Source organism: Gynuella sunshinyii YC6258, assembly GCF_000940805.1.
In the GTDB taxonomy this organism is placed as follows: domain Bacteria; phylum Pseudomonadota; class Gammaproteobacteria; order Pseudomonadales; family Natronospirillaceae; genus Gynuella; species Gynuella sunshinyii.
The window spans coordinates 5,973,480-5,988,005 of the sequence record NZ_CP007142.1; the positions used below are offsets into that span (position 1 = coordinate 5,973,480).

The window sequence follows — 14,526 nt, forward strand, 5'->3', positions numbered from 1 at the left end:
GTTGAATCCTTCAGTGGACACCCACTTTTTAGTGTTGAATCTTTCAGTGGACACCCACTTGTAGAAATGAGGCATTGGACACCCACCTGACTCTTACCGATGGAAAACAACTCATAACGATCAGTCCTTATCTGACGGACAATGCTGTTCAAAGCCATCCAAAAGGCTTATAGGCATGAGTTTCGCATTGATTGTTTATATTAAAGTCAAAAAAGGATTCCTTTATGTCCGCATGGGACAAACCTCTGGAGATGGCACCGGAAGTTGCAAAGAAAGTAAAAACGCTGGCAGAAGTAAAAGCAGAGGCTGAGACCTATGCCCAGACATTTGCGGACCAGCAACGAACAAAACGTGCCGGAGCCATCAAAGACGCTCTCCTGCCGTTTGTTCAGGGGAAACAGGACAGTGGACACCGGGATAAAAGCGGAAAAATGAATCTGACGGAAGACACTGTGCCAGCACTGCAGAGACGCTACAGCATTGCCACACTTGATGCTTTTGAGAAATTAATGCCAAAGAACAGCCACATGCTACGCGGACATGAAAATGACATCACCGGCAAACCCGGATTTAAAGGGAATACACGTGGCCCCTATCTCAATGCCGTATTTGATCCCTCAAAAACATCAACACGGCCAGGCATCAATGCTCACCTCAAAATAGGAGAAAGCCAGCACCACAGTAACTATGTAAATGCCTATAGCAATTACATGGTCAAAAATGCTCCGAAAGAAACGTCATAAATTAATAAAAACAGTAAAAGGGAAAGTAATTAACGGGACACCCAACATAACACGACAAGCGTTAAGCATTGTCAGCTCTATTCAAGAGGAAACATTTATGTCATCCGGCGAATCAACTCGTAACAAATCCACTCAACGAGTTATCAGACTCGAAAACCCGGATCTACTAAAGCAACAGAACCATAACGTAGGCCGTAAAAGTACTTTTAACAAAGATCAGGAAATGTTTTCCCCCAGCAAAGCTGTATCAACTGTGACCGAGGTTAATCGTAAATTGCAGGGTCTTTCCGGTATGCCAAAAGGAATGCTTGAAAGATCGACCCCAAAACTACAGCAGCAGCGTAACGAAGCTCAGCAGGAAGTGGATCTGGCAATGGGCCGCACGGGTTCAGATTCACAGCGGTTATCCCAAATGATGGATCACAAAGGCAGCAGCAAAGACAGTGCATACGTTTCTTCCACCCCTAACTGGACAACGGGGCAAGGCAGTCAGGATGAGTGGGGATTGAAAAGGCTCAAAAACTCCGACAACTTTGGTGCCACTGTCACCATTGCCGATGTCGACAGCCGCCGGGTGCATCTTAACCCGACCAATACTGAAGAAGATGAACTACTGGTTGCAGGCGGCATCAAACGCTCAGAGGTCCGATATTCATTTTGGGCCTACCCTGATGAAAGCCGGCAAGATGGCGCAAATATGACTGCCGTTCTTTACGACCATAAAAAAGATCAAATGACATTCGACAACGAAGCACTGCGAGGATTTATCGACATCACCAACCCCAGGGAAATGACCGGAAAAAAAGAGTAACTCCAAAAATGCCATGAAATTTAAGGGAGACACCCATATTTGTATTTTTACCTATAGGACATCCATGGTAAATGAATGTAACAAAGATATGTAATTGGACACCCACAGTAAATGTTGCAATAAGTGGACACTCATTTAGACCCAGGAGATTTAAAATACTCTCATTTAACAATCTAGAGCTCTTCTCTTGTAGATTTAAACACCGAGAAATTCACATTGATTATTTGAATAGTTCAAACGCCCGAAATGGATGTTTATGCACAGAATATGCAAAATGGGAATGCAGCACGCCCATGAGATCGACAGGTATTTTTTAGTTGAGTTTTGCTTATTAGCCGGCTAATAAGTTAGGTGGCATTCGGTTCAGGTTGAAGCAATCTTTGATTTTTTCAAACGATGACTTTTGGCCGGCAAAACATTTGAACTGCTTTTCAAAACGTTGGGTCAAACGATGCCATTGCGCCTCCGAGATATCCAGACGTGTAAGTATCGGTGGTTGTTGGTTATCAATGAATCCCGGTTTGTCTTCCCGCATGGCTCGTCCGGTCCAATCCACCAGTTCCAGATAATCTTTGAACGGAAAAGGTATGCCTTCCGGCATCTCTTGTTTGATGTGACCGACAAACGGCATGAGCTCACTCGGTTGTTGACGGTTGTTCTGGATGGATAGGATACGTTTTTGAATCGAAGTGTGATCGGAGGTTTCAGGAGTGGCTGCGATGTTGGCCCGGACGGGATTGAGGTCGACATAGGCCATGCCGGCGATGAGTGCTTTTTCGTCCAATAATGCCTGGGATTTAAACCGGCCTTCCCAAAAGCGACAGGTTAATGTTTCGCGCCATTGTTCGACCAATGTCATTAATATTTTCTCCTCAGCCGGAGAGAAACGGTCACCGTTAAGGTAACGATGACTCAAGGGAACGCCTTTGTAGAGGCGATGCCAGCGGGTAATAACCTCTTCCATCGACCATTGTTCGCTTTGCCTGAGATTAACATGGAGTACCACGTGCACGTGGTTGGTCATGACGGCATAGGCACAGATATCAATGGCGAAAATCTCACCCAACCATAACAAGCGGTCTTCGACCTGGTTTGAGTGAGAGGATCGAAACCACAGAGAAAGGCCCGCCGGACACAACGGGAGATACAATGATAGTACGGGGTGGCATCGAGTGATATTTGTGACTTCCTTGATCGGGCCATAACTCCATCCTGATAAATATACAGTATCGAATAATGCCTGCTATCGAAAAATTGATCAAGTTTTAAGATGGGTGTCTTTTTTAAGTTAAGTGGGTGTCCCCTGAAACTTCCCCTGAAACTGAAATTACGCTGTAGAGGCTCAACTCTTGGAGGAATTAAAACGACACCATCAACGGCACCGATTTGCTGCTCAGGCTGGAAACTCCTTAAGTCATCAAAATCCAAAAGCACATGTCCGGGAACAGCACGACTCGCTGGCACCCAATCGATATCGGAAGCATGGTTTAATAAGGCGTCTCCAATTCCACTCGAAGCACATGGCAATAAATTCTCAAATGACTGCCATCTCCATATAAGAAGGATCTATATCAAATATCTGAGGTTCACCCTTAATGGTTAATATCACTTGGTTTTCCCGAAACTGATGAACTCCGACAGCTGTGTTAATAATCGCGCTTCTACTGATATGGCGGGTGCCAGGAAATATAACGGCGATATCACTGAGAGAAGCTCTTATACGAAGTTTTGAACCATCCAGATTTATAAAGTTAATGTATGGATGGCTACGTTCGCCATATATCCAGTTATCATGAAAACCAAGTATTCGACGATTATTTCCCATAACTCGATATAAGGACTGCCGTATATCGGATGCTGTCAATATCACTGATTCTTCATCCTGGTTATTCTCAGGTTTTGGCTTGTATAAAAACAGATAAAAACCTGACAACAAAACTACAGAGAAAGAAACCAAATAACATGCATAAATCTTAAAAAAAAGAGGAAAATTAAACTTTGTCTGTGTCAACCATTCAATTTCTCCCAGTAACTTGTCTCCCAGTCGAATATCAACGCTACCGCTGTCTTTGGACTTGCGGACCAGCTCCGACAATTTGGTCCCGCTGGAGCAGACAGAAATATTAATGTCAGGAACTTCCTGGAAATTCAGATATTTGGCAGACAAACAAATAGGAAGATTTGTGGTTTCATAGAGATGATTAGCCCAATTTTCCATACGCCGCTCAAGTGCAGGAACATTGAATTGATAGACATCATCCATGAAGGTGTAGGAGGATGTCATATCACGCAGGAATACTGAGGCTCTTGGCGTTGGATTCAACAGATTGACAATGATGGTTGTAATCACAGCGCCTGATATTATTGCAGCCAAAATCAGTATTGAGAGATTTAATCTCATTTAATATACCCTGGCTAAGCTGCTGATATTTTTCCAGGTCAGCCAATTTCAATATCGACACAATGAAACCAGAAATAGAAATTTCTGGATTCACGAAAGTTCATTAAAATCAAGGAATCGCCATCTGGAGAATAAAATTATGAGTGTTATTCAAGTATATGCTCTAACCCATAAAACAATTGCTGGTATTGCCCGACTTTCTTACAAGCCAGACATATCCCCGGCATAAACGACTCTCTATGTTGAGAGTTATGTTCGATTTTCAGGGTTTCGCTGAGACCTCCGAAAAATACCGTTTGTTGTGCGACGATGCCAGGCAGGCGTATCGAATGGATGGGGACATTCTGTAGAACAGCACCTCTGGCACCCGCCAGTAATTCTTTGGAGCTAGTGGGTTGTCTTTCCATCGTACAGGCCTGGGTAATCAGTTCTGCAGTACGAATACCAGTACCGGAAGGGCTTTCTTCTTTCTTGGGACTGTGAGCCTCTATGATCTCCACATCCGGCAGGTATCGGGCTGCCATTTCGGCAAATTTCATCATCAATACAGCACCAATGGAAAAATTCGGAGCAATAACACCACCCACTTTTTTCTCTGCGGCCAGCGTCTGTAATTCAGAAACCTGTTGCTGCTGAAAACCGGAGGTTCCGACGACGGGACAAACACCGGATTCGATAATAGTTCTGGTATTCTGGAAACCGACTGACGCAACCGTTAATTCGACCACAACATCCGGACGCAATTCCTGAATCATGGTAGCCAGGTCATGTTCACGACCAATGCCTCCTACAAACTCAAGTTCCGGATCCTGACTGACCGCTTTAACTGCCTCTGCTCCCATACGGCCTTTGGCACCATTTATCATGACTCTGATCATATATTTTCCTCTATTGTGAACCAATATCAGTTCAGTCAGACTGGCTGATATTGAGGGATGATGGTATGGGGTGGATCTCGTCTCCCCCTAAGTATTCATAAAAGAAATAGCTTTTCCGACGATAGCCATTTTCTGAAAAGCGGATAGGTTGGCCATCGAAAATGGAGGATCGTTGACTTTTGGCCAATACTGCCAATGGATTTTCTGTGTCCCGGCTACGCCCCCATTCTGCGGCCAGCGATACCATGTCATACACATAAGCATTTACGAAGGTCGGCTGACTTTGTTTATTGCAGCCCTGATAAAAGACCGCCCAGAAATCGTCTTTATATTCGCCCCTGACTTCTCCATCCCAATTTTTCAGAAAAATCATTCGGGTGCCATTGTTGTCGTTTGTTGGACCGACAATTTCGATAAATTCTTTACGTGCACCAATTGAGTCCGGGCCGATCAAGATGACATTACCATCATCCCTTAGTTGTCGATAAAGGAGTGCAATTTTAGGGTTTAACAGCGCCGCAAAAACGACATAACCCGATAAATCTGGAAGCTTGACCAGGCTGTCACCAACCACGTTATGCTCTGTGACAGCAACGGAGGCATTCATGATTTTCAATTGACTCATAAACTGAGCAGACAACTGCTTGGAGTAAGCACTGCTGGCATCGGTAATCACTGCAAGGGGTCGGGATGGATAGCGCTCCAGGTAAAATTGTGCCAACGCTTCCGCCTGGTCATTATTTCTGGGAAACAGCGACAACCCATCCTTCGGCGTCTTGATCACACTGTCACTGGTCGCACTGGTCAGATAGGGAATATGTGCCTCTCTCAAGACAGAGATGGCCGCAATGGCTTCATCGGAAATCAACGGCAATAAAGCCAGTTCAACGCCATCCTCAACCATTTTTTGTGCCGCAGTCACTGAGCCGATACGACTGCGATGATTTTCATAAATATGAAAAGTAACTCCAGAGCGTTCTTGGACGGATTCAACGATACACAGTTTTTCTATCGAGCTGGCATCTGCCGCACTCGCGCTGATGCCCCCAAGCATAACCCCGATATTTTGGGCGACCGCCAAACCGCCACCAGCCAGTCCCAAAAATATACAAATAGCGCGAACAACTTTGTGCATTCCGAAACACTCTTGTTATATGGCAGGAAAACCCCAAGAGCCGCGATAGTACTGAATAAAAGCTAAGTTGTTAACCGTAAGAAATATCGCTTATCTCCTATTAATGCGCACAGTTAATGAACCAGCGCTCTTGTTTCCATCTCTGAAATATTTATCAATACCCACTCTTCAATCAGGACATCAATCTGTCGGGAATGCTGTAAAAGTTTGATGCTTCAGACATTTTTTCAGAAAACGCAGAGATGACTACGAAAGACATTTTCGAAACCTGATTGACGGGATATGAACAACCACAAAATGTTCAACAGGCGTATACGATTCATACTAAAGAATGATTTTTCAAGAGCGAATTTTGTCCTTGCCGGTTCTCACTTTACAAACAGGAAAAGACATGTGACTTATTTCTATGGCCTGAGCGAAAAAGCGGACGTTTCCGAAATCGGTTACAAAAGTAAGATGTTGTCTGAAATTCACCTGCTGGCTGATCGGACACTCTATGATGATCTGAACATCATTGTGCCGGAAACCCTGGTTCTGAGTGCGGATTTTTATCGTGATCAGATCAATGCCCTGATCAAACGACATGCGGCTTTATTCCGCAATCTGACTTCTAACAAGCACCTGTACAAACTCAGTCGCACAATGAGTGCCGAACTCTCGGAAATTAATTTGGATTGTGACAGCAGACTGCAATTACAGGAATGGCTGACGAGTTTCTCAGAAACATCGACATTTGTGTTACGAACGTCTGCGACGTTTGCAAACCATACCGATGCCATTCGCAGTGGTCAGTATGGCAGTTATTTCAGTCTGACCGGAGATCAGGTCTGGCATCATATCAAGCGCTCCCTGCAGACAATGTGGCGCCCTGAAGTCATCAACTACCGCATGGCGCAGGGTTTGTCTCATATGGATACCGCCATGGCGATCATGATACAGCCGATGTTGAGAGCGGATGCCTCGGGCATTGCTTTTTCCATCAACCCACTCAATGGGGAGTTTCACGAGAGCCATGTCCAGCTGATTCTACCGGGCAGAAGCAGAACCGATAATCGCCCCATCAGCCATCATGACTGGACTGTCCGGTGGCCAACTGGAACAACGGCTCTGAGTCAGCCATTTTCAACAGCATCTTCTGAGCCGGTAGCAGAGGTTATCCGTCTATCCGGTCAGACAACGAAGCTGCCCCTGTCCGCCACCGATGTTACTCGTCTTGCCAGTTTTACCAGAACAGTTATGTACGGACAAAAACGCCCCTGTAGTGTCGAGTGGATACAGGTAGGCCGGCAGATATATCTGATGCAGACCCGAATGCAGGAAAATCTGCCTGACAAGCTCGACCGGGCATCAACCATTCATCTGTTCCCGGAGCCATTAACCCCTTTGATCGGTGACTGCGCCAGCAGCGCTTTGAATACGTTGATCAAACAAGCCGGCGAGAGTTCAGGACTGATCATGGCGGGCGCCCAAGGATGCTGTTATCGAGATGGTTTTATTTATGGCAATCGAACCATTATCGCGCAGCTGGCACTCAACGGCGTAACACCTGATACAAGTCTTCCGCCAGACTCGCTGGAAATACCGGAATATTATCGGCAATCAGGGAGTTTATTGAATTTACCGGTGCAAACAGTCAATGATCTGGACGCGTTTTTGGCAAAGGTCAGGCTGCTACAGCAACAGGACCTTTCTCAGGCGGAACTCAATCAGTGTCAATATCATCTTGATCAGGTAATGAGTCTTACCTGTGAATATTTCGACACCTATATCCGCCGCACTCTGGCAAAACAGTTTTTCAGTCGCCATCTGTATCACGTTCTGGCCTCGGTTGTGTATGAACCGATGGAAAGCCAACAGCTTTTTCTGGCCCTTATGGGTGCCACTCGTACCAAATCGTCGCGGATCAATCAGTTGATACGAACACTGGTCAAACAAATGCAGGTGATGTACTACCATCAGACAGAGCGACTGGACCCAACGGATATCAGCGAGTTAGCCCACTGCCCGGAAGGCTTCAGACAAACGCTACTGCACTGTATTGAGCATCACCAGGAAGGTTCCGATTTTTATGATTCCGGTTGGGATGAAAATCCCACCACAGTCTGGACACTGTTGCATGACCTGACCGCCCGCGTATTTGATTTTGATATTCAAGCGCGATTGGAACGTGACAAACTGGTGGCACTGAAAACCCTGTTTAGCCTGGTACCGACTGACTATCATTTTGCGTTGCAGGGCTTTGTTCATTATGCAGAAAGTTTCGCCGCCATCGAGACAGTGGAGAATGTACAAGCCAGCCAGATTGGGCAATTGTTACGCCATACCCTGACGATTCTGGGTCAACGTTTTGAATTAACAGATCCCCTGGACTTGTTTTTTCTTACCCGGACAGAAATTCAGAATCTGCAACAGTGGAGTCTGCCAGACACGCTGCGCCAGCGGATGCTACTGCGAAAAACGGAATATCTGACCGACCGCAATTCAGACGATGAAGACTTTTCCGGGTCAGTGCAACAAGCTGTCAATGGGACCTTATGCGGTATTCCCGCCAGTCCGGGTATTGCCTGCAGTGTTGTGTATCGGGCCAACCGTCTCGAAGATATTGAGCACATGCCCGCCGGAGCCATTCTGGTGATCAAAAGTGCCCATCCCCGCTGGCTGCCGTTTTTCTATCAAGCCGCCGGGATCATTGCAGAAGCGGGTGATGTGCTGAGTTATTGTGCGGTAACCGCCCGTGAAATCGGCATACCTGCGGTGGTGGGGGTCGGGCAAACGGTTTCTCAACTCAGGCATTTTCAGCATGTGGAAATTGATGGACTGTCTGGAACCATTACTCTTATCGACTGAATCCGAACTCATGTTCGTCCTGTTCTGTCAGGTCACCTCAGGTGAGCTGTTTTTATGCCCGATGCGTTTTAATCGGGCTTTTTTTTGCAGATCCACGTCCCAAAAAAGTAAGGTATTTCTGCTGCCATTTTTTTAAACCTGTTTCAGAGTCTGCCTGATCCTTAAAAACAGTTTTTCATTACTGAGCATGAGCAGACCACACAACAGCAGAATAGCCAGTAATTTTCCATGGTAGTACTGCAGTGTGGGATCAAACAGCTCAAAGATCATGGTCAATAACGGAGACACATTGATAATGATGGTAATGTGCAAGGCCGGTGCACGTTGAATCCCTTTCTGTAGCAACCATAGCGGCAGTATGTTTCCGAGTAATACAATCACCGCCAGATATGACCAAAAGTGATCAGAAGACAGGTACTGACGGTGATCCTGGGGCAACGCGAGTGCCACACATATCAACAGCAGAGGAAAGCGCAACGTCTGTACCTGAACGGCAGAGAAATCCTGCTGGTGTAAATGCCGGGATAAATAGGTATAGGCAGAAAGACTCATGGCTGTCAGACCAGAGAGTAGCAACAAACAAACACTGAACAGCCAGACCGATGCAAATGGATTGTAACGCTTATGTTCCACGGCAAAATATAACAGCAGGCCGGCGGTCATGGTCAATCCCACAATAACGATTCGATAATGACTGCTGATCTCCCTGCCCTGGTAATATTCATAAGCGGCCCCCATCACCGGCGACAAACCGAATATGATGGCAACCATTAGCGATGGCTCTATCCATTTCAGGCCGATAAATAATCCCGCCCATGCACCTGCCGTGACAATATTGATCAACAAAATTAATGGCAAATGGACCCGAATATGGGACCAGCGCACGGGTCGGAACAACAGTGTTATCAGGACAAATCCACTCCAGGTACCGGAAAACGTCCAGAATAGCAGCACGAATACCGGCAGGTTCTGCAGCAGATGAGAGAGCAGTACATCAATGACGGCACCGATAAATGCATAGGCAAATATGTAACCGGAGCCTTGTATACGGTTCTCTGAATCATGAGACAAAGTCAAACATTCCCCGCTGTTCTAATTGGCTCAGCCACTGGTAATCATTCTCCACTTTTTCAGGGTCATCATGACACAGAGCAACCCAGCCAGGAGATGTGAATACGTCACGGGTAATGAAAATTCTGGTTCCTTTTTCGGGTAATTGACAGGCCAGAAAAGTTTCGCGCGCACGAATGTCCGAAATGGCCCTTACAGCTTCCAGGTTTCCGCTTTGATATGCGATCAGCTCTTTGATTTTCAGTGCTTTTAACGGCTGATAGGACTGGCTCAATGCAGCCATAAATAAATCTGGATCCAGATAGCACTGCACCAGTGCGTCGATCTGGGTTTGTGCCAGTGCATCCCCGGACAAAATAGGAAAACCGGCACCATGAATACGGGCACCGGTTTCAATCAATACCCAGCCGCGAGCCGTCAGAAACAATTCGCTATGGCCAGCACCATAGTGAATTCCAAGAGCATCGAGGCATTTAAAAACATAGTCTTGCAACTCCGCTAACTGCGCGTCCGGCAAACTGATCAGTTCGGTATATTCACAGACAGCCGAGCCGCCATTGTGCTGACCTTTACCCATTTTCCAGATTGCACATAACCGGTGATGTCCACACATACTGACAGTATCGACCACATATTCGTCACCCACGATAAACGGTTGCAACAGCGCTTCCGAATTACGCAGGTTCAACTGGTTATCCACTCCAAATAACGTGGCAAAAGCGTGTCTCAGTTGATCCATATCGGCACATACGAACACGCCGTCGGTACCAGAGCTTTCTACTGGTTTCAGTACTACCCGGCCGGAGTACTCCAACAATTCCGGTCCATATTGTTCTATCTCTGTAATACTGCTAACGCATTTTGAAGGAATGTGTTTCAGACCTGCATGCTTCAATTGCGCCTGCATGGCCAGCTTGTTTCGCCGTGTCTGGCTGCTGGAAAAGTCATTACCTGGTAATTTGAGTTTCATCGCCAGCAGGTCTGTAAGTATCGTGCCGGTTTCACAACCGGTCACGACTGCGGTGATAGACAATTCCTCCAGATGATGCCAGAACCCGGGCGTGTTACTGTAAGTCAATTGCTCGACAAAATCGTCTGGCCGATAAGAATGTAATAGTTTCTCCGGCAGATTATTCCGGCTCTGAATATGAACACACGAGCAACCGGCATTCTGAAATGCGGGGGCAATATCGATACCGGATGAATAAGCATCGACAATTGCAACGGTGTGGTTGCGTGGCGAGGGTGATCCGGAGGTATTGGTTTTCATGATCAAGATATCTGCCAGAGAGGGTTACAATAACAGGGGCAATACTGATGTTCACAGTTTGCCGCCATACTTCGGTATTTTTATGCTATTTTCAGCTCAGCGGGAATGGTAAAGCCAGTTGGCGGAGCACAAAAATCAAATGCACCATAGACTTCATCCAGCAATACAGCCATCCCCCGCTCATCTATCCGCACACCTTCCAGCACATCATTCAGATCCGTTTCTGGTAATGCAGCTACGGCTTCATACAAAGTCGTCACATGCTGTTCATCCACTTCAATATGCACGTCGAAAAAAGTGGTTTTGAGATCAGGGAAAAATCGTTTGGATGCTACCCTGACTGCATCATAAGTAATCGGTGTCATACCCGTGTTGACCAGCATATAACCCAATGCCATTGGAAGATTACGGGAAGTTGAAATGTTATAGGCAAGACTGACAGCCAGTTTGATTCCCGTTTTTTTCGGGTATTCCAGGAACGCATTTTTATCCAACCCCACTTTCTGTATCAGCTCCAGATAATGCATGAAGTGAGCGTGCTGCATATCACCATTAACCAGTTCATCATCCAGGTTTTCCTGCAACGCCCGTTTAACAACCGGATTTTCGGTGACAGCCAGCATGTTTTGAATGATATCAGGAAACGAACGGCTCTCTCTAACGACACACATGATCCAGCGTAAGACCTGTTGTTCATTTAGATGGCCCGCATACGCGGATTGAATAAACAGGTGGTTTCGAATGCTGTCAAGCGTCTTTTCCACTTGTTGTTTTATCATTTTTGTTCTCTCCGTTATCAGACCGGGGATAACGCTGAAGATGCATTCGTTGACGATAAATTCCTTCCGGCAGGCTTCGAAACCCTCTGCATTTTCAGGGGATCCTATAGATTTGGGAAGGATTGCTGAAGGCCCGAATGACTGCCATGGTAGGAGCTATGAATAGTCTGAAATATCATACATTTGGATGAAATTTGAACATGAGACGGAGGAAAAAATTCGCCAGCCATCCCTGCGACACAAGCACATAAAACAGAATCACAGTGGTTATCTTCCTGACCAAGGCTAATTACCACTTCCGTCTAAAATCACTCACAAAAAAAAGGCTCTGTCACAGAGCCTTTTTTTGCCATGAACAGAATGATTATTCTGCTTCAAATGCACCAATATCCGGTGCCGATCCGCTGTAAGGCAGGCCCACGTCAACACCTGCATTCACCAGATCACTTCCCCGTACCAAATGGAAATAGCTGACATCCGGCAGACTGCCATCGGCTTTTCGCGGTGCCAGCAGCTGATCGATATTCAGACTCTGGAAATCCGATGAACTGGTAGACACACCACTCTGCCAACTGTTATTGGAAATATTCGTTGAGCTGGCTTTCAGGCTGTCGCTACCATCACCGTCATAGGAAATAGTGTTTTTAATGGTCAGGCTCTGCGCAATATTGGTGCTGCCGAAATTGATGTTACGACCATTCTGATGAGCAATGGCATTGTAAATGGTAATGCTACCACGGTTACTGTTGTGATCATAACCATCCACTATGTTGCCAGCGGCGATGGTGTTGATAAACACGGCATTGTGCTTAAGTGCTTTATCATCGCTGCCGCCGGTTTTAAAACCGTTACCATCACCACTGCCTTTGGTTCCATTTTTCATATAACCATTACGGATAGCCCAGGTATTTTCATAAGTAGTGGTAATATTGTTGGCACCCCGGAGGTAACCGTCAAAACCATCATCCAGATTATTCCACGCCCGACAGCCATAAAACTTGTTGCCGGTGCCAACGTCCAGCTTGGCGGCAAAACCATCGGCATTTTCGAGAGATGAATCAGCATTGTAATAAGAGTCCACGTTTTTAATCAGATTGTTGCTGGCGCCGTTACCCAACTGGAGCCCGGTATCTGCATTTTCATAGAACGTCGAGAATTCAACAATGTTGTTGGAACCACTGATGAACATGCCGTTATCACCCGCTTTTCTGACATCGATACCGTAGACGTGCCAGTAATTACCACTGAGTTTGAAGCCTCGGTTGCTGGAACTTTCCGACATACTGGAAAAATCAAACAACGGGCGACCATTATCTGTCGGATAATTGCTGAAGGTGATTTTTTTGGACGAACTGCCGTTGTTTTTCAACTCAATGGTACTGCTGAAATAATATGTACCGGCGCGGACATAAATGACATCTCCCGGCGCAGCAGAAGAAATGGCAGACAGAATTTCTGCTGCTGTATCCACCACGATTCCGTTTGGATCAGTTGTACCGCCACCGCTGGAAGAAGCCACCGGAGTAGCACTGAAGGCGTTGGAATTGCTGTAGGTTCCATCGCTCTGAAGGTATTTGATCCAGAACCAGTAAGTGGTGCCATTACTCAATCCGGTAGCGGTATAACTGTGTACATCCGATCGAAGAGAGGCCAGCCGGACTCTGCCTGATGGATCTGAATCGGTATCGTAATAAACCTGGTAGGTAGAGTCAGTACCGGCATCACTCCAGCTTAATGAAACGGAGCCATCCCCAGCCTGACCACTCAGACTTACCGCGCTGGTGTCGCCGCTATCGGAGGAGCCACCACCCGATGAACCATCAGAGGGAATCGAACATTCTTTCACTGACTTACTGGGAATCGGATCACTGCCGAAGGTAGCCACTGTACAGGAAAAGGTACCATTCAATACCTTATATACAAATTCTCCAGCAGCCCCAAACGCCACATTGGTGGCCTGGCTAACCGAGCAGGTTTCACCGATTTTACAGATAGTCGTATAACCATCCGGTCGATTGGCTGCCGCCTGGGAGTGAGAAGCAATTGTTGTGGCAGTCAGAAGAGCAAAGCTGAGACAGCCATGCCTAATGATACTACTACTACGATGATGTTGAGTTTTCATAACCATGTGATCTCTGAGAGTGGGTTTAATTTACGGAATCTCTAAAAAATGGCCTATTTTTGCGCAAGACGTGTCAGCTCCAGCTGAAGGCGTCACACTCTCAAAACCTCATTTACACCAGTAAACTACGGTTTTCCGAGCGGTGCTTTCTGGCCCGTATCAAAACTATTCCTATTTTTCAGTGGCTCTTTAAGTCATCCTTCCTGCCGGATGAATCAAAAATCCGACACATTTTTAACGCGGGGTAGTCCTTGTGAACAAACCTGTTCGATTCTGTATAAGAGCACTTGTTGTTCACACCCGAAATTGATTGCATAACCCTTTAATATCTGGAGGAGCGTGTAAAATTCCAGAACTTTAAAGGACATCGTGAACTTGAGGTTCATGATGATGCATCCATGCTTTAGTGATAATCCGGCATAATGAGATACAGGATTAATCCATAACTTCGTCTACCTACTGATCGCCG

General features: G+C 46.2%; 11 protein-coding genes. 3 read left to right on the plus strand and 8 right to left on the minus strand.

Annotated elements, in window-relative coordinates; translation table 11 throughout:
* The first annotated feature begins 224 nt into the window (after positions 1-224).
* A complete protein-coding gene (locus tag YC6258_RS24735; RefSeq protein WP_044619250.1) occupies positions 225-743 on the plus strand; it encodes a hypothetical protein in 519 nt (172 codons plus the stop codon).
* Positions 744-840: 97 nt separating this feature from the next.
* Entirely contained in the window at positions 841-1,554 is a 714-nt protein-coding gene (locus YC6258_RS24740; protein ID WP_044619251.1) for a hypothetical protein, read from the plus strand.
* Positions 1,555-1,885: 331 nt separating this feature from the next.
* Here YC6258_RS24740 and YC6258_RS30765 read toward each other — a convergent pair whose 3' ends face one another.
* From YC6258_RS30765 to YC6258_RS24765, 4 genes are all read right to left on the minus strand, one after another.
* A complete protein-coding gene (locus YC6258_RS30765; RefSeq protein WP_052830565.1) occupies positions 1,886-2,629 on the minus strand; it encodes a hypothetical protein in 744 nt (247 codons plus the stop codon).
* A gap of 459 nt (positions 2,630-3,088) precedes the next feature.
* Positions 3,089-3,955 (minus strand): hypothetical protein, encoded by an 867-nt coding sequence (locus YC6258_RS24750; RefSeq protein ID WP_144407743.1) that lies wholly within the window; start codon positions 3,953-3,955, stop codon positions 3,089-3,091.
* Positions 3,956-4,101: 146 nt separating this feature from the next.
* Positions 4,102-4,833 carry a 4-hydroxy-tetrahydrodipicolinate reductase gene (gene dapB / locus YC6258_RS24760; protein ID WP_044619255.1) on the minus strand — a complete coding sequence of 244 codons (732 nt, stop codon included), beginning with the start codon at positions 4,831-4,833 and terminating at the stop codon, positions 4,102-4,104.
* A 31-nt stretch (positions 4,834-4,864) separates the two neighbouring features.
* The gene (locus YC6258_RS24765) at positions 4,865-5,968 is read right to left on the minus strand and encodes an ABC transporter substrate-binding protein (protein WP_044619256.1); all 1,104 of its coding nucleotides are present in this window, start codon (positions 5,966-5,968) and stop codon (positions 4,865-4,867) included.
* 393 nt (positions 5,969-6,361) lie between these two features.
* On the opposite strand from YC6258_RS24765, the gene YC6258_RS24770 reads away from it, so the two are divergent.
* Positions 6,362-8,815, plus strand: a complete 2,454-nt coding sequence (locus tag YC6258_RS24770; RefSeq protein WP_044619257.1) for a PEP/pyruvate-binding domain-containing protein — start codon at positions 6,362-6,364, stop codon at positions 8,813-8,815.
* Positions 8,816-8,947: 132 nt separating this feature from the next.
* Here the strand turns inward: YC6258_RS24770 and YC6258_RS24775 are convergent, their stop codons facing one another.
* The 4 genes from YC6258_RS24775 to YC6258_RS27740 all read right to left on the minus strand — a co-directional run bounded on the left by YC6258_RS24775 (position 8,948) and on the right by YC6258_RS27740 (position 14,063).
* The gene (locus tag YC6258_RS24775) at positions 8,948-9,886 is read right to left on the minus strand and encodes a DMT family transporter (RefSeq protein WP_044619258.1); all 939 of its coding nucleotides are present in this window, start codon (positions 9,884-9,886) and stop codon (positions 8,948-8,950) included.
* Positions 9,876-11,156: an ATP-grasp domain-containing protein gene (locus YC6258_RS24780; RefSeq protein ID WP_044619259.1), complete on the minus strand. Its 1,281-nt coding sequence runs from the start codon at positions 11,154-11,156 to the stop codon at positions 9,876-9,878. The genes YC6258_RS24775 and YC6258_RS24780 overlap by 11 nt, the downstream gene beginning before the upstream one ends.
* An 80-nt stretch (positions 11,157-11,236) precedes the next feature.
* Positions 11,237-11,935: an iron-containing redox enzyme family protein gene (locus tag YC6258_RS24785; RefSeq protein WP_044619260.1), complete on the minus strand. Its 699-nt coding sequence runs from the start codon at positions 11,933-11,935 to the stop codon at positions 11,237-11,239.
* A 364-nt stretch (positions 11,936-12,299) separates the two neighbouring features.
* On the minus strand, positions 12,300-14,063 hold the full coding sequence (locus tag YC6258_RS27740; protein ID WP_052830566.1) for a right-handed parallel beta-helix repeat-containing protein: 1,764 nt from the start codon (positions 14,061-14,063) through the stop codon (positions 12,300-12,302).
* Between the last annotated feature and the right edge of the window lie 463 nt (positions 14,064-14,526).